Origin of the sequence: Flavihumibacter sp. UBA7668, from assembly GCF_002483205.1 — a bacterium.
GTDB lineage: Bacteria > Bacteroidota > Bacteroidia > Chitinophagales > Chitinophagaceae > Flavihumibacter.
This window is the reverse complement of the sequence record NZ_DLHM01000004.1, coordinates 140573-164124: the sequence shown is the minus strand read 5'-3', so window position 1 is coordinate 164124 and position 23552 is coordinate 140573. Positions and strand designations below refer to the sequence as shown.

The 23552-nt window shown below is 44.2% G+C and carries 20 protein-coding genes and 1 tRNA gene; 7 read left to right on the top strand and 14 right to left on the bottom strand.

Annotated elements, in window-relative coordinates:
- Nucleotides 1-76: 76 nt before the first annotated feature.
- Nucleotides 77-1192, bottom strand: a complete 1116-nt coding sequence (locus B2746_RS08790; RefSeq protein WP_290792479.1) for a hypothetical protein — start codon at nt 1190-1192, stop codon at nt 77-79.
- Between the two features lie 225 nt (nt 1193-1417).
- On the opposite strand from B2746_RS08790, the gene B2746_RS08785 reads away from it, so the two are divergent.
- Nucleotides 1418-5362 (top strand): hybrid sensor histidine kinase/response regulator transcription factor, encoded by a 3945-nt coding sequence (locus B2746_RS08785; protein WP_290792478.1) that lies wholly within the window; start codon nt 1418-1420, stop codon nt 5360-5362.
- A gap of 108 nt (nt 5363-5470) precedes the next feature.
- Nucleotides 5471-5998: a hypothetical protein gene (locus B2746_RS08780; protein WP_290792477.1), complete on the top strand. Its 528-nt coding sequence runs from the start codon at nt 5471-5473 to the stop codon at nt 5996-5998.
- Nucleotides 5999-6148: 150 nt separating this feature from the next.
- Here B2746_RS08780 and B2746_RS08775 read toward each other — a convergent pair.
- The 5 genes from B2746_RS08775 to tgt all read right to left on the bottom strand — a co-directional run bounded on the left by B2746_RS08775 (nt 6149) and on the right by tgt (nt 10824).
- Nucleotides 6149-6222, bottom strand: a tRNA-Ala gene (locus B2746_RS08775).
- Nucleotides 6223-6370: 148 nt separating this feature from the next.
- Nucleotides 6371-6898 (bottom strand): YceI family protein, encoded by a 528-nt coding sequence (locus B2746_RS08770; RefSeq protein WP_290792476.1) that lies wholly within the window; start codon nt 6896-6898, stop codon nt 6371-6373.
- A gap of 183 nt (nt 6899-7081) precedes the next feature.
- Nucleotides 7082-8407 carry a citrate (Si)-synthase, eukaryotic gene (locus B2746_RS08765; RefSeq protein WP_290792475.1) on the bottom strand — a complete coding sequence of 442 codons (1326 nt, stop codon included), beginning with the start codon at nt 8405-8407 and terminating at the stop codon, nt 7082-7084.
- Nucleotides 8408-8543: 136 nt separating this feature from the next.
- Nucleotides 8544-9635 (bottom strand): LptF/LptG family permease, encoded by a 1092-nt coding sequence (locus B2746_RS08760; RefSeq protein ID WP_290792474.1) that lies wholly within the window; start codon nt 9633-9635, stop codon nt 8544-8546.
- A 49-nt stretch (nt 9636-9684) separates the two neighbouring features.
- Complete coding sequence (gene tgt, locus B2746_RS08755; protein WP_290792473.1) at nt 9685-10824, bottom strand: tRNA guanosine(34) transglycosylase Tgt; 1140 nt, start codon at nt 10822-10824, stop codon at nt 9685-9687.
- Between the two features lie 69 nt (nt 10825-10893).
- Here tgt and B2746_RS08750 point away from each other — a divergent pair, with 69 nt between their 5' ends.
- From B2746_RS08750 to B2746_RS08740, 3 genes are read left to right on the top strand one after another with little or no spacing between them, the layout of a single operon-like run.
- Nucleotides 10894-12027, top strand: coding sequence for a glycosyltransferase (locus tag B2746_RS08750; protein WP_290792472.1), 1134 nt, complete (start codon nt 10894-10896; stop codon nt 12025-12027).
- Nucleotides 11997-12647, top strand: coding sequence for a 16S rRNA (guanine(527)-N(7))-methyltransferase RsmG (gene rsmG, locus B2746_RS08745; protein WP_290792471.1), 651 nt, complete (start codon nt 11997-11999; stop codon nt 12645-12647). Before B2746_RS08750 ends, rsmG begins: the two co-directional genes overlap by 31 nt.
- Before the next feature lie 59 nt (nt 12648-12706).
- On the top strand, nt 12707-13360 hold the full coding sequence (locus B2746_RS08740) for a response regulator (protein WP_290792470.1): 654 nt from the start codon (nt 12707-12709) through the stop codon (nt 13358-13360).
- Between the two features lie 203 nt (nt 13361-13563).
- Here B2746_RS08740 and B2746_RS08735 read toward each other — a convergent pair whose 3' ends face one another.
- The 6 genes from B2746_RS08735 to B2746_RS08710 are packed head-to-tail and all read right to left on the bottom strand — an operon-like array spanning nt 13564 to nt 19040.
- Nucleotides 13564-15498 (bottom strand): M1 family metallopeptidase, encoded by a 1935-nt coding sequence (locus B2746_RS08735; RefSeq protein WP_290792469.1) that lies wholly within the window; start codon nt 15496-15498, stop codon nt 13564-13566.
- Between the two features lie 40 nt (nt 15499-15538).
- Nucleotides 15539-15988 carry a PepSY-like domain-containing protein gene (locus B2746_RS08730; protein WP_290792468.1) on the bottom strand — a complete coding sequence of 150 codons (450 nt, stop codon included), beginning with the start codon at nt 15986-15988 and terminating at the stop codon, nt 15539-15541.
- A 59-nt stretch (nt 15989-16047) separates the two neighbouring features.
- Nucleotides 16048-16716 (bottom strand): 16S rRNA (cytidine(1402)-2'-O)-methyltransferase, encoded by a 669-nt coding sequence (gene rsmI, locus B2746_RS08725; RefSeq protein WP_290792467.1) that lies wholly within the window; start codon nt 16714-16716, stop codon nt 16048-16050.
- On the bottom strand, nt 16716-16961 hold the full coding sequence (gene purS, locus B2746_RS08720; RefSeq protein WP_290792466.1) for a phosphoribosylformylglycinamidine synthase subunit PurS: 246 nt from the start codon (nt 16959-16961) through the stop codon (nt 16716-16718). The genes rsmI and purS overlap by 1 nt, the downstream gene beginning before the upstream one ends.
- The gene (pssA, locus tag B2746_RS08715) at nt 16958-17722 is read right to left on the bottom strand and encodes a CDP-diacylglycerol--serine O-phosphatidyltransferase (RefSeq protein WP_290792465.1); all 765 of its coding nucleotides are present in this window, start codon (nt 17720-17722) and stop codon (nt 16958-16960) included. Before pssA ends, purS begins: the two co-directional genes overlap by 4 nt.
- Nucleotides 17723-17750: 28 nt before the next feature.
- Nucleotides 17751-19040: an aminopeptidase P family protein gene (locus B2746_RS08710; protein ID WP_290792464.1), complete on the bottom strand. Its 1290-nt coding sequence runs from the start codon at nt 19038-19040 to the stop codon at nt 17751-17753.
- A 293-nt stretch (nt 19041-19333) separates the two neighbouring features.
- Here B2746_RS08710 and pckA point away from each other — a divergent pair, with 293 nt between their 5' ends.
- Both pckA and B2746_RS08700 read left to right on the top strand, forming a co-directional pair.
- On the top strand, nt 19334-20917 hold the full coding sequence (gene pckA, locus B2746_RS08705) for a phosphoenolpyruvate carboxykinase (ATP) (protein ID WP_290792463.1): 1584 nt from the start codon (nt 19334-19336) through the stop codon (nt 20915-20917).
- A 168-nt stretch (nt 20918-21085) separates the two neighbouring features.
- Nucleotides 21086-21634, top strand: coding sequence for a DUF922 domain-containing protein (locus B2746_RS08700; RefSeq protein ID WP_290792462.1), 549 nt, complete (start codon nt 21086-21088; stop codon nt 21632-21634).
- Between the two features lie 199 nt (nt 21635-21833).
- Here the strand turns inward: B2746_RS08700 and B2746_RS08695 are convergent, their stop codons facing one another.
- Nucleotides 21834-22469, bottom strand: coding sequence for a deoxynucleoside kinase (locus B2746_RS08695; protein ID WP_290792461.1), 636 nt, complete (start codon nt 22467-22469; stop codon nt 21834-21836).
- 43 nt (nt 22470-22512) lie between these two features.
- Nucleotides 22513-23520 (bottom strand): tryptophan--tRNA ligase, encoded by a 1008-nt coding sequence (gene trpS, locus B2746_RS08690; protein WP_290792460.1) that lies wholly within the window; start codon nt 23518-23520, stop codon nt 22513-22515.
- Nucleotides 23521-23552: the final 32 nt, after the last annotated feature.

The following is a 23552-nucleotide window of genomic DNA, read 5'->3' as shown; positions in this document are numbered from 1 at the left end:
TTAGCGTTGAACTAAACTACAATTCAGCTGCTGTTGCCAATACGCGGTGGTTACCAGGCATTTATTGGAAATTACCCTAAATGGTATCGGAATCCGGGTTTTTGATTTTATGTCCCGTTGCTTTTTCCCAATTATTAATAACGATGAGAAAGGAATGCATATAATCACTGTTGATACTGGGTAAAGTTCCCCGGTCCAGGCTGGATAACATGGTTTTTACATTTGTGCTATTCTCCAGGTAAGTACCAATTTCAATTAGATTCAAAATATTGGAAGCTGCTTCTGCCATTTCGAAAAAATGCTGGCATTTAGCATGGGCAGGTATGCCTACCTTTTCACCAATCTTAATCAGTCGATCTCCAATGGTTGGTGCCTGACAATTTAAAAATTTCACCAGGTCGGTATTTTCGGAAATAATAAAAGCAAACCAGTTTGCCATTATCACAGATTTAAATTCTATCAATGATAAGTTTCTTCTTGCTTTCAATATTTCTTTTAGTTGAGAAGCGATCAAAACCAGGTTATTGAGATCCGTACCTTTCCAAATTTCGGTAAGGTATTTTTCGAACAAGGGGATAAATTGCAGGTTAGCTGTTTTTGCTTTGTAATAGGGAGCATCAAATGCGAGGTCCATTCCGAACATTCTGTAATATGCATTTCGCCGGCTTGATTCGGAATTTGGTTTGACCAGACCTGAACCTGAGGATTCGTCTTTGAAAAAGAGTTTTTTTGAATTCAACATCCACTGGCAAACACTGTCGGGTGCAATTCCGAACACTTCATCATTAAAATATTTTTCAATCAATTGTTCAAAAATCTGCAGTATCCTGGTGTTTTCAATCAGGTAAGCATACATCAGATGATAAGTAGAAGATTGAGTAAAATCGGAAAGAATTCCAAGTCCCGGCCACTTATATTGGAACTTCTCTGCAAATGAACCCGGAATACCGTTTCCATTGATATCGTACCAATGCCTTTGAATGGCATCATCAAAAATTGAGTTGTCGGCATAACTCGTGAATGTTTGTTTATCCGGAACTGAAAATCCAAAAACCGGATTAAATGAATCCGTACTAATTAACCCGGGGATGAAACTATCGAAGGGCGTTTTTATAAAACGGCTTGTAATTCTTTCTCCTGACTGCAGGGGGCTTTGCGATGTTGCAAAAATCAGATTATCTAATGCATCCATAACAATGAATTGATAGTTATACTTAAACCTATGTTGTTAATCAGGGTGCAGGAGGAGGTCTTCCATAATGGCAAAGCTAATCGCCATTAGGGTAATTTCCCACTTGACATTACTGAAAGTATTATATTAGGTGTCAGACAGGTGTTAGAACATTCTTAGACATGTGTCTGACACCTATTACCAGATTGTTCTAATACTGTTCTAACACCTGTCTGACGTCTTAAAATGCAAACCAACCGCTCATTCATTAGCTGGATAATCGTTTTCAATTGCCTTGCAATTGTAGCATTTCCGCAACAACGGCTCTCCACCAACCAACAACATTTTGGGGTGGATGATGGCCTGCCACAAAGCTATATTTCCAGTATTGTGCAGGATGATGACGGATTTTTATGGATTGGCACCCTCGACGGGCTGAGCCGCTACGACGGCCGGAGTTTCCGGAATTTCAGGAACAATCCGGCTGACAGTAACAGCATCGCCAGCAGTGTAATTGTTGGCAGAGGCAAGCTGCAAAATAATTCGCTCACCCTTTATTACAGCCTTTTCCACGCCGATGAATTTGATGTTCGCAGCTTTAAAGCCAGGCGAAATACCACCCGGAATCAGATAAGCCAACTCCCCGGCGCCAGACAAATACCCAAACAGGTCAGCAACTCCGGCTCTAACCTGTTTTTCCTGTTCGGAACCGATGGCATCGGCTGGATGAATTATTTCACCAACGAAATCAGGTACGCCTCCCCTTCGGAAGGTTTATCTGCCGGTGATACTATTCTTGCAATTGCAGAGGCTGCCAATAAAGAAATTTTTGTCGTGTATAAAACCGGCGTGGCAGTCAGCGATTCCAACGGCAGGCAATTTATCTTTCAAAGGTTTCCGACTTTTATCAAAGAACTGAAACAAACGGATGCTGAATTCCTTGAAAAATTTTCTGTTGCCTGCACCGGTGATAATCGGGTAGCCATTTTACGCAACGAAACCATTACCCTGCTCGATGTCAATAAAAAGACCAGCACGCGCATCCAAATCCCTCCCCCGCATCCGAAAAGTATGCAGGGGTATAGCAGTTTGCTTACCGATGTAAAAGGCCGGGTATACTTTGAAGATTTCGGCCGCATCTTTCGGGTAAACGAAACTGATCAACTGGAACTCCTATGGGAATATACCGGTAAGCCTGAACGCATCAGCGCTTTTTATATTGACCGAACCGATGTGCTCTGGGTCAGTGTTAATGCTCAGGGCTTATTGAAAATAGATTTGAAAGCCCTGCATTTTGAATCCTATCCCTATACCACTAGTTTTATGGTGGACCTGTTGGGCGCCATGGATAGCCAACCAATTGAGTTCCCATCTTTCTGGAAGGATCGCTCCATTGGTTATTATTTCCGGCAGGCGGTTGACAAAAAAGGGAACCGCTATTTTAGCAATAGCTGGGGAGATAAGGGCGTGCTGTACCAACATGATGGAACCAAATTTCACCCCTTTAAACATGTTCCGGAAAAAATTACCTATGGTGCTTTGGTGAGTATGCCCAATAATGAATTGTGGGCCTATGTTCCGGAAGAACGAAGATGGTATAGCTGGGCAGATCCCGAAGCGGTACCCAAGCCGCTGCCTGTTGGTCCAGATTTACTAAATACGATAGAATTTGCCGATGCCAAATACATTGGACATTCTATCTGGGTAAGTACCTATGACCATGGTTTGCTTCAAACCGATGGCACTAAAATCATTGGTCATTTTGCAGAACAGCAGCAGAATGGAATCCTGCCAAAAACATTAACGGAGATTTGTCCTGATCCAACTGATTCAACCAAATTCTGGATAGGCTCACGCAGTGCCGGACTAATTCTCTGGGATATCAAGCATGGATTACAACGGGTTTACACCATGGAAGACGGACTCCCCAACAACACGATCTATTGCATCCTGCCAGACAAATCAGGCAAGCTCTGGTGCAGTACCAATAAAGGAATTTTCCGTTTCGATCCGAAAACAGCATTCGTTACTGCCTTTGAAAAAACGGATGGATTGGCAGGAAATGAATTCAATCGCGCCCATAAATTTCAACTCCCGGATGGAAGACTGGCATTTGGCGGACTGGAAGGCTATACCATTTTTGATCCGGCTGCGTTCGAGCATAGTTCAGTAAACAGAAAGGTACCGGTTCATTTGACGGGATTACATATCAATAATGAGCCGCAGGATGTTACAATTCCTGGCTCCCTGATTCAGGAATCATTGAGCAGCTTAACTACTATTGAGCTTCCGTATGATAAAAATTACCTGCGCTTTGAATTTGCTGCCTTATTTTATAATCAACCCCAAAAGACAAGATACCGATACCAATTACAAGGTGTTGATGAGGATTGGATTGACAACGGCCATTCGAATACAGCCACCTATTCAGCCATCTCGCCCGGCAATTATATCCTTCGCATCAATGCTACAGATGATTCCGGACAATGGAGTGAGACGGTAAAAGAAATTGGTATACGGATTCATCCGCCGATCTGGGCTACCTGGTGGGCCTATCTGATTTACGCATTACTTACAGGCGCTTTGTTTCGCTGGTATTTTATTTATCGGGAGCGTCGCTTATCAATGCAACAAACCCTTGCATTTGAAAAAAGAGAAGCAATGCGGTTGAGGGAAATGGATGAATTGAAAGACCGGTTTTTCAGCAATATCACACATGAATTCAGAACGCCCTTAACGCTGATTCTGACACCGCTTGAAAAACTGGAGAAAGATCCCTCCTTATCGCCCGATGCAATTGGTGCAGTAAAAACCGCTCAGCGAAATTCCAGACAATTATTGGGACTCATCAATGAGTTCTTACAGTTTTCCAAATTGAACAGCGGACAATTAAAAGTGGTGAGAACTGCGGGTGATCTTTTACTATTTACCCGCAACTGTCTGGAACCATTTGAGGGATTGGCGGAGCAAAAAAATATCCGGCTGAATTTCCATTCCCACCGGGCTGAAGGCCATTACCTTTTTGACCAGGAAATATGGGAAAAGATTTTAAATAATTTATTAAGTAATGCCATCAAATTTACTCCGGCAAATGGACAGATCAACGTTGAACTTTCAGGGCCGGATGCTGAACGCATTCAACTGATTGTAAGCGATACCGGATTGGGTATACCAATCGATAAACAGTCCAGGATCTTTACAAGATTTTACCAGGCAGATGATTCGGCCATGCGACAATTTGGAGGCACCGGAATTGGCTTATCACTGGTGAAAGAACTGACTGAATTAATGGGAGGCAAGATCAGTTTTGAAAGTGCACCGGGAGTTGGAACAAGTTTTAGCCTGGTAGTTCCAATGGAACGGATTTTGGGTACAGTACCGGCTCTTTCGCCAAACCGGACGGATTCATCTGCAAAAGCTTTGTTGGCAAATGGAGAGCAGCCTCTTTTGCTGATAGCAGAGGACAACGAAGAGTTGCGCTCCTTTCTGGTGGAAAGTCTGCAACAGGATTTCCGGATCCTGCAGGCAGGGAATGGACTGGATGCCTGGAGTAGCACCCTGCAGGAATTACCCGATCTGATCATAAGCGATGTAATGATGCCGGGCATGGATGGTTTTGATCTCTGCCAGCATTGTAAAGCCGATAACAGAACCAACCATATTGGATTTATTCTGCTTACCTCCAAAGCAGCCCATGAATCTGTATTAAAGGGACTGGCGTTGGGAGCGGATGAATACATTACCAAACCCTTTAATCTGGAAGAGCTGAAACTGCGGATCGGCAATTTGCTGCGATTACAGCAAAAACAGCGGGATTGGTTTCAACAGCAGCTGCAGCTTGCCCAAGCATCCGATCCCGTTCCAAAAATAACCGACTCCTTTCTGTTGCAGCTTTATCAGGAAATTGATACCCGGCTGGATGACAATGAAATGGGAGTTGATTTTTTGTGTAAAGTGACGGGAATGAGCAAAAGCACCCTGAACCGCAAATTGAAATCGCTCATAAACAGTACGCCTAATGAGCTGATCCGCCTGCGCCGATTACAAAAAGCGGCGAGCCTGCTGGCAGCGGGATCAGATATTTCTTCGGTGGCTTATCAAACCGGATTCAGCAGTCCCTCTTATTTCAGTCAATGCTTTAAAGAACAGTATGGTGTAACGCCATCCGAATGGATAACACAGCAGGTTTGACTCAAATTTGATTGGATTTGACGCGATTCTGACAGCCTTTCGGCTGTATTGGGAGGTACATTTATACCGCACTAACCAGGGATTCATTAACCCTTAAACCCTCCTTTTATGTCAGTTCAAACCTTCTACTGCGCGCGCGCGTTTGTTTTATTTCTTCTTGTAATCAGCTTTTCAACTATTCAGGCACAATATGCCAATCATTCAGCAAAAGCGATGGGCGGCGAATCTGAAATGCCGGTTTCAGAAGAACATTCAGTTGCTGTTTCAACTATCCCAAACATTGCTGCAATGAATTTATTTAGCCGTTTATTTCCGGAAGCCAGAGAAATAAAATGGAGTCCGCTTGCCAAAGGACAGGTCGTATTTTTTCAAAACCAGGGACAAAAAGTACAGGCGGGATTTGATCCCAAAGGCAGGCTGAATTATATACTAACCCTCCTCAGCAAAGAACAACTGCCTACGGAATTGTTAAGAAGCATCCATTCATCTTATGGCACCTATGAATTGCTATCTGCCAAAGAAGTAAAAGCATACAGCGAAACGGCAACTTATGTGATTCTTGAAAGTACTGCTGATTTTGTGACCCTCAAGCATACAAGAGATGGCGTGGAACTTGAGCAGCGGGTGAGCAAGTGAACCAGTGTGGACTAAAGATGCAATTTAAAAAATTTGCCATTTGCCTGGATAGCACAGATAGTAATCTTAAAAAATATATTGCGGGAGAACGGCCTGCTGAACTATTGATTAACCCTTATTAAAAAAGCCCTGTTATCCAGGGCTTTTTTGTGGAGAATACCGGAGTCGAACCGGTGACCTCTTGCATGCCATGCAAGCGCTCTAGCCAGCTGAGCTAATTCCCCTTGAGATAAGAACTTCCCTTTGCGGGAGTGCAAATATAGAGCCGCCGCCAACATTCAGCAAAAAAATCTGGCAGATATAAAAAACCGACCCGGATCTGCATCCGGATCGGTATATAGTGTGTGCCTTACCTGCTGTTTGTAGCCTGCCTTATTTCTGTTTGATCAGTTCCACGTTCACTGCCAGTTTCACTTCGTCGGATACTACTACCCCACCCGCTTCTGTAACCGCACTCCAGGTGAGTCCGAATTCCTGGCGATTGATTTTACCAGTTAATTCAAAACCGGCCACTGTATTGCCATAGAAATCATCCTGTGTACCACCAAACTCTACCTTCAGTTTTACGGGTTTGGTTGTGCCGCGGATTGTCAGGTCTCCGGTCAGTTCATAATCGGATCCGGAAATATGTTTCAGGGAAGAAGAACTAAAGGTCATTTCAGGGTGACCGGCCGCATCAAAGAAATCGGGTGATTTCAGGTGGCCATCGCGCTGCTCACTTCCTGTTGTGATACTATCAATCTTTGCCGAAAACTGAATTTTCGCATCTGAGAAATCTTCTTTCTCCGCATCCAGACTTCCTTCAAATTCGGTAAACTTTCCGGATACCGTTGAAATTACCAGATGTTTTACTTTAAATGTAATCTCTGAGTGACTTGGGTCTATTTTCCAGGTTGCCATTGCTTTAAGTTTTACTTTTTTATAGTTAATGTTTAAATCGAATGTAAAGTTAATGTTTAAACATTATTCTACCAAAAGAAAAATCCGGATTGCTCCGGATTTCACAATTCATTCACCATTCACTATTGACTATTCACCTCCTTCACCCCCTTCACTTCATTCACCTCCTTCACCTCCTTCACCTCAATCCCCCCAAACCTGGTCCTCTCCTTTCAGCCAGCGTTTCACCTGTTCGGTGGTGATTGATTTCGGGCGCTCCAGCGGGAATCCAAGGGCACGATCCCAGATCAGGCTGGCCATCACCCCAAGCGCGCGGCTTACGGCAAACATAACGGTATAGAATTCGTATTCTTTCAGTCCATAGTGTACCAGCAGGGCACCGGAATGCGCATCCACATTTGGCCAGGGGTTTTTCACCTTGCCAAGGGATTGCAGGATGGGTGGAACGGTTTCGTACACATTCCAAACCGTCTGGCAGAGGGGATCTTCCGGCATATGTTTTTTACCGAATTCCATCTGTGCTTCAAAACGGGGATCGGTTTTACGAAGCACCGCATGACCATAACCCGGCACCACTTTACCGGAAGACAGGGTGTCCTGCACATAAGTGGCAATCTGCTCTTTGGTAGGATGATCGGTACCCAGGGATTCCTGCATTTCAAAAATCCATTTGATTACTTCCTGGTTGGCCAGTCCGTGCAAGGGGCCCGCCAAACCATTCATACCCGCCGCAAAACTCAGGTAAGGATCACTCAGGGCAGATCCTACCAGATGGGTGGTATGGGCAGATACGTTGCCGCCTTCATGATCGGCATGGATGGTCATGTAGAGACGCATCAATTCCTTGAAGCCTTCATCCTGATAACCCATCATATGGGCAAAATTGCCCGACCAGTCGAGCAGGCCATTCGGCTGAATATGTTCGTTGTTTTTGTACTTACGGCGATATACGTAGGCTGCAATACGCGGCAGGCGTGCAATCAGGTCCATGGCATCGTCAAACGTATGCTCCCAGTAATCTTTTTTATTCATCCCTTTTGCATACTCCTTGGCAAAATTGCTTTCGGTTTGGAGGGCCATGATGCCGATCACAAACATGGTCATGGGATGTGTGCTAAGCGGTAGTGCATCAATGGTATTGAATACATGTGTAGGCACATGGGAACGACGTTGCCATTTGGCCGTCATTTCATTCACATCTTCTTCTGTTGGCAGCTCATTGAATAACATGAGATAAAACAGTCCCTCTGGCAAAGGCTCGCTGCCCGTTTTTGCTTTTGGTAATTTCTGCTGCAATTCGGGAATGGAATATCCTCTGAACCGAATGCCTTCCTGTGAATCCAGCAAAGAAGTTTCTGTTACCAGTCCGGTAATACCCCGCATTCCCTGGTAAACCTGCGACAGGGATACTTCTCCAATCACTTTATTTCCATGCTCTTTCAGCAGGTTTTTGATTTCTGCTGAGGCCAAGTCTGCCTTTTCTTTGAATTTTTCTTTGTAGCTTCCCATTAAGAAGTTTTTATATATGTGTACGACAACTTATTCGCCGGGCTATAACCTATAAAATTAGCTATTGTCTGTGGTACAACAAATAAAAATTGACTTCTGTTGCGTTAGAAAACGATTAAAAAGCGGTAATAACGAATTACTTGGGAGCTTTTTTATACAGGAACCAGGCCACTCCCAAAAAGATGAGATTGGGTAGCCATGCAGCCAGCACAGGTGGAAAATTTCCCTTGGTTGAAAACACGGTAGAGAATTTATCCATGATAACAAAGGAGGCAGCGGATACAATACCGAATGCCAGTTGAATACCGGAACCACCTCTGGTTTTTCGGGCTGCTACAAATACGCCCATCAGGGTAAGGATGATAACGGAAACAGGGGTTGCCAGGCGACGGTGGAATTCTACCTTATAGGTATTCAATCCTTCTGTGCCCCGGGTTTCTTCCCGTTTGATGAACTCGTATAATTCAAAGGAACTGAGTTTGTCTTTGAGGTAATCATCGCGGCGTAATTCTTCCGGCTTCATGTTGAGGTCCACTTCCATATACGGATGCTTCACAACGGTTTCCACAAGTCCGTCAATTTTACGTTCCACTGCATTTTCCACCCGCCATTTTTTGGTAGCGGTATCCCAGCGGATATAATCTGAACGCAGGTTATAGACCACCTGATTGCCATCAATACGTTCCAGAAAAAAATTACTGGCAGATTTGTTCAGGGTATCATAGTATTTCATACCCACGAACGTGATGGTATCGGAACGAAAATAAAAATCTCTGCTTCCGCCTGCACCAGAGGTATAAGAACTGTTTTTATCGATATAGGTGATCTTGAATTTGCTGTAAATTTCATTGGCTCTGGGAATGACCATGGCATTGGCCCAAAGCATGATGCCGCCCAATAAAAAAGCACCCAGTAAATAAGGCCGCAAAAACCGATGATAGGGAATTCCGGTTGCCAGTATGGCTACGGTTTCTGAACGAGCGGCCATTTTTGAAGTGAAAAAGATAACGGCAATAAACACGATGAGCGGAAAAATCATCGAGATAATAAAGGGAACAAAACCAAAATAATATTGGGTGATGATGCCGGAGAATGGTAGTCCGGATTTTACAAAATCATCGGTTTTTTCACTGGTATCGATCACCACCGCAATTACCGTAATGGTAAGGATGGCAAACAGAAAGGTGACCATGAACTTTTTGAATATATACCAGTCGAGGATTTTCATGCCTTGCTTATTGCAGCGGTCAAATCTAGTTGAAAATTGGTTAATGCTTTCACAACCTGGTTTTCAATACCGGGATCATCTCGTTTTTCCAGCTGGTAAAATCTCCGGCCAGGATATGCTTTCTTGCTTCTTTCACCAGCCATAAGTAAAAGGTGAGGTTATGAACACTGGCGATAGTGAGGGCCAGGATTTCTTTTGATTTCACCAGGTGACGAACATAGGACTTGCTGTAATACTGACTGAAAGCGGAACCAATACCAACATCCAGGGGACTGAAATCTTTTTCCCATTTTTTATTATCGATATTGATAACGCCTTTGCTGGTAAACAACATGGCATTCCGGCCGTTTCGGGTAGGCATTACACAATCAAACATGTCAATACCAAGAGAAATATTTTCCAGAATATTCCAGGGAGTGCCCACCCCCATGAGGTAACGGGGTTTATCAGCAGGTAAGAATTCACAACAATGTGCAGCGTGTTCGTACATCATTTCTTCAGGTTCTCCTACCGACAGTCCGCCAATGGCGTTGCCAGTAGCTCCTTTTGACGCCACATATTCACAGGATGCCTGGCGCAGGTCTTTATAGGTACTGCCCTGCACAATGGGAAACAGATTTTGCGTATAGCCATATTTATCAGGGGTATCATCCAGTCGTTTGAAACAGCGATCGAGCCAGCGATGGGTGAGCTCCATTGATTTTTTCGCATAGGTATAGTCGCTTGGATAAGGCGGACATTCATCAAATGCCATGATGATATCGGCCCCGATAGAACGCTGGATGTCCATCACCCATTCGGGGGTAAAAAGATGTTTGGAGCCATCGATATGGCTTTGAAAAAGGGCACCATCTTCGGTCAGTTTTCGGTTTCCGGCCAGTGAAAAAACCTGGTAACCGCCGCTATCGGTCAGGATGGGACGATTCCAGCCCATGAATTGATGGAGTCCGCCAGCCGCTTCCAATACTTCCTGTCCGGGTCGTAAATAGAGGTGATAGGTATTGCCCAAAATGATCTGCGCATCCACATCGGTCTGCAATTGTTGCTGGCTCACGGCTTTTACGCTGCCTACCGTACCAACGGGCATGAATATGGGTGTTTCGATAGTGCCGTGATCGGTTGTAACCAAGCCTGCGCGGGCCTTTGAACCCGCATCTTTTCCACAGAGTTGAAATGAAAGTGCTGCCATAAGGGGAGCAAAGGTAATTAATCTTAATTTCGCCGCCTGCGTCTTAACCCAGACCAACCGTGGATGTTTATGGATTTACAGCAGCTCAACCTTAATTGGGGATTGATCAGCCTTGTGCTGTTCAGTACCGTTAGTTTAATACAACTCCTCTATTATTGGGGAATATTCAGTCGTCTGGCTTTTTTCAACCGGAAAGAGCGGGAGCAGTCGCAGACGCATCCTGTTTCTGTAATTATTTGCGCGAGGGATGAAGCCGGTAATCTGGCAAGGAATTTACCCGGTGTACTTTTTCAGCAATACCCATCGAGCCATGAATTGATTGTGGTGAATCATAACAGTCAGGATGATACCCGTTATTTATTGGAAGAATTCAAAAAGACCTTTAAAGGTTTGCAAATCGTAAACCTGGAACATGAGGCCAAGGGGATTCCGGGCAAAAAATATCCCTTGTCAATTGGCATTAAGGAAGCGGATCATGAGATTTTGTTACTGACCGATTCTGATTGTGTACCCGCATCGGAACACTGGTTGTACAAAATGCAGAATGCCTATGAGCCGGGTATTGAAGTGGTATTGGGATATGGTGCCTATGTGAAAAAACCCGGACTACTCAATAAACTCATCCGGTTCGAAACCTATCATACGGCTTTACAGTATATCTCTTATGCACTGGCCGGTATGCCGTATATGGGTGTGGGAAGAAATCTTTCCTATAAGCGGCAGTTATTTATCAGCAATAAAGGATTTTCTTCCATCAATCATTTGCCGGGAGGCGATGATGATTTATTTATTCATAAAGTAGCCACAAAAGAAAATACTGCGGTAGTGCTGGATCCGGAAGCTTTTACCCAATCAGAAGCGAAAAAAACATTTGGAGACTGGTTTCGGCAGAAACAGCGGCATTATTCAACCGGAAAATATTACAGCAATAAGTTTAAATTTTTACTTGGCACCTATTCACTCAGCCTGTTTTTATATTACCCCGCATTTATTGCTGCGCTGATTTTTTCAGACTGGCGAATTGTTTTGGGCATATTCGGGTTGCGTTTTATTTCCCAGGGTATCATCCAGTATAAGTCCATGCAAAAACTGGAGGAAAAAGACCTTTGGGCATGGTGGTGGCTCTTCGATATCTGGATGTTCCTGTATTATTGCATCTTTGCACCAGCAATATGGAAAAAACCCCGTCAAAACTGGACCTGATTACTGAATTCTTTGCTGATTTCAGTCCCCGGCAACTGGAACAACTTGGTGCCCTGGATGAGCTGTACAAAGAATGGAACAGTAAGATCAATGTGATATCGCGCAAGGATATTGATCATTTGTATGAGAATCATGTATTGCATTCGCTGGCCATTGCTGCTGCGTTTGAATTACCACCTGGCTCCAATGTGCTGGATATCGGTACAGGCGGAGGATTTCCCGGCATTCCGCTGGCCATTTTTTTTCCGGAAGTGAATTTTTTGCTGGCAGACAGTATCAATAAAAAACTGACGGTGGTGAAGGAAGTAGCGGCGGCCATTGGGTTAACCAATATCAGCACCCGGCATACAAGGGTGGAAGATATAAAGGACCGCAAATTTGATTATGCTGTTTCCAGGGCGGTTGCTCCGCTGAAGGATTTGTGGTATTGGGCAAGGCCGGTTTTAAATAAGCGTCCGTCTGAAGGAAATTATCCGGCATCGGGACTCATTTGTTTGAAGGGGGGTGAGTTGGGTAAGGAGATCTCGGAATCGGGCCTCAAACCAAGAATGCTGGAAGTGTATGATCTTTTCCCACTTGATTACTACCGGGAAAAATACCTTTTGTACGTTCACAAATAATCTGTAAACTACCACAAAGTAGTATTGAACGGCTGGCAAATTTCCATGACCTTTGCCGTATGGCGATAACTGTTTGTATTGTGGATGATACCAATGACATAAGGCATGCATTGGAGGAGATTGTGCGTTTATCGGACGAGTACGAATTGCTGGGTAGTTTTGCCAGTGGAGAAATGGCATTGGAGAAAATTCCTGCCTTACAGCCCAATGTGGTTTTGATGGATATCAACCTGGGGGGCATCAGTGGTATTGAATGTGTACGGCAGTTAAAGCCGGCCAATCCGGATGTACTTTTCATGATGTGTACGGTTTATGAAGAAGATGAAAAAATCTTCGAAGCCCTGACTGCCGGCGCCAATGGGTATATTCTCAAAAAAACCTCTCCTGCCAAATTATTGGAATCCATTCGGGAATTGAGTGAGGGTGGTGCACCCATGAGCAGTCAGATTGCGCGAAAAGTGGTTACGGCATTTCAAAACCGGCCAAGTCAGACAGAAACTAACCCCATGGTTGGGAATGAAAAAAACATTGGTGTATTATCCAACCGGGAAAAAGAAATTCTTGAATTATTGGCCAAGGGGCTGCTTTATAAAGAAATCTCCGGTCAGTTATTCATTAGCCAGGAGACGGTACGTAAGCATGTTTATCATATTTACGAAAAACTACATGTAAACAATCGGGTGGAAGCAGTCAATAAATTCTTCGGCAGATAGGGGTAAAATACCCACTTTGGGGTATTGGAGGAGAATCTGGGAGGACTAATTTTGAGGTTCGAAATGGGATGCCTCAAATATTGTTAATCATTTTACCTTACCTTACCTCTCATTCCACAGAACCACTTTAATGCTGTCCGGATAAAATTATTAAAGCCGTTGCAAGAACAACGGCTTTAATAGAAGGACTTAAGTTAACTTCTTTACCAGTTCAACTCCAATTTATTGTCTCTCGGGTTGGTATCAGCCATTCTTGCAGAAGGGTCAATTTCCACCGATTTGATATCTTGTAATTTTCTGTTGGTACTGATCTGATAAGTTGGATGAGTCCATTTCCAGGCATCATAAACTTTGCGCGGAATGGCCGGATCTTCCACCGGTTTAGCTCCAAACATCAGGTACATGGGAACATAGTGCAATTCTTTGCTTCCATCGCGGTAAGTGATTACCACATCAACCGGCATGGGCATTTTTCCTGTTCTTTTCAGACGGATGCTGGTGGCGCCATTTTGTTCAAACAGACTATCAATACCATAGTCGATTGTTTTGGTGGTATTCACCCAGTATTCCTGGTACCAATCGAGTTCAATTCCGCTTCTGTTTTCAGCTATGCGGATAAAATCATGCACATTGGGGTGTTTGAATTTCCATTGATTATAATAATCCAGCAGGATCTGATCACGCTGGTCCGCCCCTACTATATAACCCAATTGTTCAAGGAATACTTCTCCTTTTGAATAGGCTGCGATACTGTAGGCAAAATTAGTTTCGAAATGATCGGCATGAGTGGTCATCGGTTCTTCCAGTCCGCTTCTTACCAAGGCAAAATAACTTTGGTAGGAGCCTGCATGCGGACTTTCCTTCATAGATGGATCCACAATACTTCTCTTCGGTCCGGTGCTTATGCCGGAAGAAACGGTGGCTGCTTTATCCTTATCGCGGCTGGCATAATAAGAGCTGACCAGGCTTTCTGCAAAGGAAGTGAAGCCTTCATCCATCCAGGCATAGCGGCTTTCATTGGTTCCGAGAATCATCTGGTACCAACTGTGCATCCATTCGTGAAAGGCGGTACCCAAACCCGGACCTGCCACCAGTGTGGCCATGGGGTATTCCATACCACCATCGCCCCCATGAATAAATGAATATTGTTTGTAGGGATATTTTCCGAAATGCTTTTCAATAAAGGGCAGCACGTCAACTGCAGCATCTGCTACTTTTGTCCAGGCAGCATCGTTTTTTTCATCGTTGGGTTTATTGTTATACAACACATGAATGGTGGGACCATTCGGAACCTGACGTACGACATGTTTGAACTCAGGATCGGCAGCCCAAACAAAATCATGAACCTGCGGTGCTTTAAAATGCCAGGTAAGTTTTTTGGTGTTGGGAACAACAGGCTTGGTGCCCGGTGTTTCGTAACCATATCCAATTGCATTGGCATTTTGGAGATAACCGGTTCCGCCGATAATATAGCTTCGATCGATGCTGATTTTCACATCAAAATCGCCCCATACACCATAAAATTCACGGGCAACATAAGGGTTTGGATGCCAGCCATCATAATCGTATTCACAGAGTTTGGGATACCATTGCGCCATGGAATAGCGAACACCGGTTGAGGTATTATCTCGCCCTGCCCGGCGCACCTGCAATGGAACCTGCGCTTCAAAATCCATGGTGAGCACAGCTTTTGATTTTGGCAGGATGGGTTTGGAGAGTGTAACTTCCAGAATAGTTTCCTGTACCTTAAATTCCTGGGTTACGCCATTCATTTTTAAGGACAATACTTTCTGGTAACCAATTTCATCCGGTTTAAGGTGGGTGATCCGGTCTCTGACGCGGCCATCCCAATCAGGGCGGTTGCCGATTTTTGTTTTACCGAGTTCCTGGCTTCTGATATCCATCATACTATTGGGTTGGAACGCATTCCAATAGAGATGGTAATAAATTTTTTTCAGTGTATCAGGGGAATTATTGGTGTACACCAATTCCTGTTTGCCGGTAAAGCGATTGGTGCTAACATCCATATCAATGGACATTTTGTAATCGGCTTCCTGTTGCCAGCGGGAGGGCTGTGCGAGAATGGAGGCACTACAAAACAATAAAGAGGCCATTAGCCAGAGATTCTTTCTAAGCATAGATGTGTTTAGATTAGCTGAAACGGTAAGATAAGAATTCTTACAACGTAAGTTTATCCCGGACCAATCGGCCCTTTTCGGTAAATGTAAGGTCTCTTTTGTTCAGATCGGATTTGCTCACCAGAAGGCGGTATTCCAGTTTGTCGCTGGGTTGGATCAGCTCATAATACCCGATAATTTCCCAATCGGCGTATTTGCTTTTGTCCAGTCCGGCCAGTACATCTTCCGGAAGATCATCACGGGTAATTTCTTTTTGCGATCCGTTCCAGGTGCCATCATTTTTGAAATACGCTTCGTATTTATCTCCATTGAGTTGGAAATAAACAACAAAATGGGAAAGTTTGTCCTTCCATTCAACACTTTCAGCGTTTCTGTATTTGTATTTGAAGGCATCTGTAACCACAGCCGGGATTTTCCGGATCTGGGCAGTTGCGGGGGAGCTTAGAGCAATTCCGGTCAATAAAACGATTCCAAGTATAACAGATCTCATATGACGGTCTTTGATAGTATACAAATATCCAATCCCTCTTGATAAGAAAAACCTAAAAATCAACTGTTTAGCCCTTCGACGACCAGAACGATCTCACCTTTAACGGTTTTGCTACTAAAATAAGTAGCTAATTCAGCCAGGGTACCTCTTTTATTTTCCTCAAAAAGCTTGGTAAGTTCGCGGGAAACAGAAGCCTGGCGATCTGCACCCAGCCAGGCAGCCAATTCTTCGAGGGTTTTGACCAGGCGCATGGGTGATTCGTAAAAAACCATGGTCCGTTCTTCGGTAACCAGTTTTTTCAGGAGGGTTTGTCTTCCTTTTTTAAGCGGAAGAAATCCTTCGAAACAAAATCGCTGAATGGGTAAGCCGGAATTGACCAGGGCAGGAACAAAGGCCGTGGCACCTGGAAGGGTTTCCACTTTTACATTGTTTCGGATACATTCCCGTACCAGGAGAAAGGCCGGATCAGAAATTCCGGGAGTACCGGCATCTGTGAGCACAGCCATATTTTTTCCAGCCACCAGTTGATCCACCAGGTGTTGCAGCACTTTATGTTCATTGTGCTGGTGATAGGGCGTCAGCGGCTTTTGAATCTGGAAATGATTCAGCAGGCGGGAGGAGTTGCGGGTATCTTCAGCAAGGATAACATCCACTGATTTGAGAACCTCCAGCGCCCGCAGGGTTATATCCTGTAAATTTCCGATAGGTGATGGAACCAGATACAGCATTAATTCACGCTTATCTCAAATTGCTCCATAACGGGATTAGCCAGTAATTTTTTTGCAGCCTGTTCAGCGATGGCGCGGGCTTCATCGGCAGAATTGGCTTCAACCTGCAGGCTGATATTTTTTCCGATACGCACATCCTGAATTGCCTGTAGACCAAGATTTCCCAAACCACCCATTACTGCTTTTCCCTGAGGATCCAGGAGTTCTTTTAACGGCATTACTTTTACCTGTACTGCGAAAGTCATTCTGTTCTGTTTTTAAAGGCCAAAGATACAATAATATAGGCGAGGAAAACGACGGGCATGGCGGCCCATTTTAAAAGCAGGGCAGCAATAATGGCTAATCCGATTACCAGGTACCTGGACAAATTATCCTTTATGCTGAAATTTTTGAATTTAAATGCCATAATGGGAAGGGTGCTCACCATCAGATAACTGAGTACAAGAATGATGGCATAAAGCGCCCATTTATTGGTGAACAGGGAAGTAATCGCTTCATTATTTCCACTCCAATACATGAGTGGAAAAGAAGCCACCACCATACCTACTGCGGGAACGGGAACACCGATAAACCCATAGGACTGGCGGGTATCAATATTGAATCGGGCCAGGCGGTAGGCGGCGGCGCAGGGCACCAATACAGCAGGCAGGGTCCACAGGATAGAAGCATCCAATCCATTTATTTCCTTCGCCATGCTCAGCCGCAAAAATTGGTACAGGATTAAACCGGGTGCCACTCCAAAGCTCACCACATCGGCCAGGGAATCGAGTTGCTTCCCCATTTCAGAACTGGCTTTCAGGAGGCGGGCTACAAAGCCGTCGAAGAAATCAACCACGGCAGCGAGTCCGATGAATAGGGAAGCCATCCAGATTTTTTCCGGCATATCAATCAGGTATTCTCCGGTTGGGCCATTGGCGATGGTGATCCCATTCTGCAGAATCACAATGATGGCCAGGAAACCCAGCACCAGATTAAGCAGGGTAAAGAGATTGGGAATTTGTTTCATGTTTCGGTTGGTAGTAAGGGTTTGTTGCTTATTTTTTCATGAGGCGTTCGATCTCTTCGGCTGTGATGGGGATATTGGCCATGAGGTCTTTGTTTCCGGTGCGGGTAATCCAGAAATTATTTTCAATGCGTACACCCATTTGTTCCTGTTCAATATATATTCCGGGTTCGATGGTGAAAACCATACCGGCTTTGATGGGTTCTGTTCTGGTTCCAAGGTCATGCACATCCAGTCCCAGATGATGTGAGATACCATGATAAAGGTATTTTCTATAAGCCCGGTTTTCGGGATCTTCATTTTTCAGGTCTTCTTTTTTCAGCAATCCGATTTTCAGAAATTGTTTGCTTGCTTCCTCTCCTACTTTATCGGTGTATTGTAAAATGGTGATGCCCGGTTTCAGAATTGATTTTGCATAATTATGCAAATGCAGGCAGGCATTGTACACTTCTTTCTGGCGTTTGGTAAATTTTCCATTTACGGGAATGGTGCGGGTAAGGTCGGCATTGTATCCGCCGTATTCTGCACCAAAATCCATCAGTAACAATTCGCCGTCTTTGCATTCCTGGTTATTGGAAACATAATGCAGGGTGCGGGCACGATCACCGCTGGCGATGATGCTTCCATAAGCGGGACCAGCAGATCGGTTTCGGAGAAACTCATGGAAAATTTCTGCTTCGATTTCATACTCCATAACACCGGGTTGTACGAAACCAAGAATGCGGCGGAATGTTTTTTCAGTGATGTCGATGGCCTGTTGAATAACATCTACTTCAAGGGCTGACTTAATTGCCCTGAGATCTTTCATTATTCGGGCCGATCGTTTATACTGATGAAGGGGATACCGTTTGCGAAGTTCTTCTGCATAGCGGTAATCTCTTACAGGGACCAGATTCGCTTTGCGATCATTTTCATTGGTATTGAGATAGATGGTGTCTGCCAGATGAATCATGGGTTGCAGCACGGCATCCAGGCTATCGAGCCAGACAATGGTTTTGATACCGGAAATTTCCTGTGCTTCCTGCCTGCGGAATCGATGTCCGTCCCATTTTTCTTTCAATTCATTGGGGCGAACCAGGACCAATACTTCGCGCATGGAGGGATCGGGGTGAAAGGGTGCCAACAGGAGCATGGTATCTTCCTGCTGAATTCCGGTTAGCCAGTATAAATCGGAATTTTGTTTAAATGTAAAGAGCGCATCGCCATTGGTGGGCAGCTCATCGTTACTATTGAAGATTGCGATGGACATGGGATCCATTGCTTTGATAAATTTTTTTCTGTTCTCTGTAAATAATCGCTTGTCTATTGGCAGGTGTTTCATTTCGCTCTTTTTCAGGGTGCTAAAAATAAGGCTGATTTAATTAACGGGTACAAGAATTTCCGCGTATTCTCAATTTTCTAAAATATAGGGGTTTTCTAATACTAACGATTGTTAGTTTAAATAAATTGAGATTTAGACGGGTATTTTTTAGATATAATTAAATTTTTAGCCATTTTTTTGAATGAAACTATATGCGTACAAGTAACACATTATTATGGAAGCTTAGAACCAACGCTTAGATTTGTCCACAGAAACGAGTGCATACTATGTCAGTACCTACATTTTTTTTCCCTATGGATCAATTGATATCTATAGGTTTGAAGGCCACCGAAGAAGTACACTATCAGGCCGATCCCGAAGAATTAATTGAGGATACCTTAAGAACCGGGCAGGGAGAGTTGAATGATACCGGTGCGCTGGTGATTCAAACTGGTGAATTTACCGGCCGGAGTCCCAAAGACAAATTCATAGTGCTGGATGAAATCAGTGAGGGGGCTGTACACTGGAATGAGTTCAATTTGCCGATTCATGAATCCTATTTTTTTCATGTTAAGAAACAGATTACAGAGTACCTGAGTAATTGTCCGGAGATTTGGGTGAGAGATGCCTATGCCTGTGCTGATCCGCGTTATCGGATGTCGATCAGGGTAGTAAATGAGCAGCCAGCAATTAATCTGTTTGCATACAATATGTTTATGCGGCCGACTGAAGAGGAGTTGGAAAATTTTGATCCGGAGTGGACGATTTTATCGGCACCCGGATTGAAGTTGGATCCTGTAAGTTCAGGCACCCGTCAGCATAATGCGGCCATCATTTCTTTCAAATATAAAACGGTATTGATTGCCGGTACGGGATATACAGGAGAAACCAAAAAAGGGATTTTCACAGTTTTGAATTTTATACTTCCGAAGGATCATCATGTTTTGAGTATGCATTGTTCGGCTAATATGGGAGAGAATGGTGATACGGCTTTGTTTTTTGGTTTAAGTGGAACGGGGAAAACCACGTTAAGTGCTGATCCCGCACGCCATTTAATTGGAGATGATGAACATGGCTGGAGTGATACTACCATTTTCAATTTTGAGGGCGGTTGTTATGCTAAATGTATCAATTTAAGTGAGGAAAAAGAACCGGAGATTTTCAGGGCGATTCGTCCGGGTGCACTGGTTGAAAATACCTGTTTTTATCCCGGTACGCGAACCATCAATTTTGATGATGGAAGCATAACTGAGAACACGCGGGTTTCTTATCCATTGGATTATATAAGCAATTCGCTGGAGCCATCTGTTGGGCCAACTCCGAAACATATTTTCTTTTTAACCTGTGATGCCTATGGGGTGTTACCTCCAATTTCTAAGCTGAGTCCCGAGCAGGCGATGTATCAGTTTATATCTGGTTATACGGCCAAAGTTGCGGGTACGGAAGCGGGCATAACCGAACCAAAATCAACATTCAGTGCCTGTTTTGGCGCTCCTTTTATTCCGCTCCATCCGGCCCTTTACGCGGAGATGTTGGGAGAAAAACTGAGGAACCAGGAAGTGCGTGTTTGGATGGTGAATACCGGCTGGACCGGCGGGCCCTACGGAGTTGGTAACCGGATGAAACTATCCTATACCCGAGCCATGATCTGTGCTGCGCTGAACGGGAAACTGGATGATGTCAGCTATACTGCACACCCTGTTTTTGGAATGCAGATGCCAGAAACCTGTGAAGGAGTGCCTGCTGAATTATTGAATCCCCGGAATACATGGACCGATCCGCTGGCATATGACCAGAAAGCAATTGATCTGGCAAAACAATTCATCCAAAACTTTAAAAAATACGAGGCGGGTACGCCGGCAGCCATACTTGCTGCTGCTCCGGTTATTCGTCCTTAACAATTTCGGTCTCAACGTTGCTTGCAAGTCCGCCCTGCTCCCAGGGCGGTTTTTTTTTCACCGGTCGGGTGCCACCCGACCGGTGGCACCCGACCGGTGGAAGTTTTAACGGTTTGATGCAACCAGGGGAGGATCAAATTCGTTTATTTTGGATAAACTGAGAGAAGTATGATGGTTTGGGCTTTAATGCTGGAATTGGTTTCGCTGATTTCCATAAGCGCAGTAGCTCCGAAGAGCACGGCGGATCCCATTAACTGGCGGGCAAGAAGAATACTGAACTGGTCAGATTTCAAAGGAAGTCCTGTTCAGACGGCACCCAATGCAGCATTGACCAGCACGTCCATTTTGATTAATTATCGGTATGACGATGAATCACTGCAGTTTCATCTGAACTGTGTTTTTTATCCGCATAAATCCTGGACGAAAGTAAATACCAACCATATTCTTGCGCATGAGCAGGGTCATTTTGATATCAGCCAGTTGTTCACCAGAAGGTTGTATAAGGAATTGAATGCATACCGCTTTCGGGCGACAACGGTGGATAAAGATATTCAGGCAATTTACCAGCGAATCACCAATGAGCAGGCCGCTTATCAAAATCTCTATGACAGGGAAACCAATTATTCAAGAGACGCAGCGGCTCAGGAAAGCTGGATCAAACGAATAGAAAAGGAGTTAGAAGAAACAAAAACTTATGCGAATTATCCTGAAAAATAAATTCTGCGCAACCATGTAAAAAGTTTCTTTTTCTTTTTCAGGGATTTCCTAACCCATTCCTCCATATAATTAATTGTGGCTTTATCGGGTTTCATACAACACAATGTCTTTATCACTGTACTAAAATACAACAGTGATCAATAGGCTGCCACAGTGTTTTAACCCTTAATAAATCCGTGAATTACAGAAAGAAAAACCGTTAAAACAATCCGTATAACTGGGCGTCGACTTTAGTAATAATTTCGCCGAGGTCTTCTTCTTTTTCAGCGAATTTATTTTTGTCAACATCGATTACAAGAAGGGGACCTTCCTTGTAGCTTTCGATCCATTTATTGTAGAAATCATTCAGGCGCTTAAGATAATCCAGCCGGATATTTTCTTCGTATTCCCGACCTCGTTTTTGAATTTGTCCAACCAGAGTAGGAACCGATGCCTGCAGGTAAATCAACAAATCGGGCGGCTGCACCATTGTTTTCAGTGTTTGAAAAAACTGAAAATAGTTTTCAAAATCGCGTTTGCTCATCAACTGCATTTCATGCAGGTTGGGCGCAAAAATATGGGCGTCTTCATAGATGGTACGATCCTGCACAACAGTTTCAGTACCTCTGTGGATATCAAGAATCTGGTTAATTCTGCTATTCAGAAAGTAGATCTGCAGATTAAAACTCCATCGGGGCATGTCTTCATAGAAATCATTCAGGTAGGGGTTGTGATCAACATCTTCAAACTGAGGAATCCATTTATAATGTTTACTCAGCATTTCTGTCAGCGTTGTTTTACCGGCACCAATATTACCTGCTACAGCTATATGCTTAGGTTTTTTTCCTTTCGCCATAAAATAATCCCTGGAAATTTACCAGGATGTTCAATATAGGAAATTAATAGTATTTCAATCCGATTGCTTCCCTTACTTTTTCCATGGTAGCAGCAGCACTTATTCTTGCCTTCTCCGCTCCCATTTCCATAATGCGGCGAAGATAGGCTTCATCTGTTCGAATACTTTCTGCTTTTTCTCGGATGGGTGTAACGAATGCCACCATATCTTCCGCCAGTTGCTTTTTCAGATCGCCATAGCGGATGGCAGCCTTATTATAGTCTTCTTCAAATTTCAGGATGGTATCCGGAGCGCTGACCAGTTTCATCAGCAGAAAGATGTTTTCGATATAATCCGGTTTGGGCATATTGGGGGCACTGGGACCGGCATCCGTTTTGGCCTTCATGATTTTTTTCCGGATCAGTTCATCCGAATCAGACAGGAATATGGTAGCGTATTGGTTTTCGCTTTTGCTCATTTTGCCGGTGCCATCGAGACTGGGAACTTTGATCAGTTCTTCACCAAAATTAAAGGCATAGGGTTCAGGGAAGACATTCCCATAGCGATGATTGAACCGATTGGCGAAATTCCGGCTCATTTCCAGGTGTTGTTCCTGATCTTTCCCAACAGGTACCAGGCTGGCGCGGTGCAGCAGGATGTCAGCGGCCTGCAAAACCGGGTAAGTCAGTAATCCGGCATTTACATTTTCCGGATGCTGTCGTACTTTGTCTTTAAAGGTGGTTGTTTTTTCGAGTTCTCCCTTATAGGCCAGCATATTCAGTAACATGTAGAGCTCAGCCGTTTCATAAACATGACTTTGGCAATAGAGGGCAACTTTTTCGGGATCCAGTCCGCAGGCAATATTTTCAGCCAATACCCGGTGAACATTGGGTTTCAGCTCTTTTGTATCGGGATGAGTGGTGAGGGAATGGATATCAGCCACCATGAAATAGCAGGTATATTCCTCCTGCATCCGCACATAATTGCGGATGGCGCCAAAATAGTTCCCCAGATGTAAAAATCCGGTACTCCGGATTCCGCTCATTACAATCGCTTTTTTTCCATTTTCCATAGCGCGGCGAAGATAAGAACCTTATTTTTGTT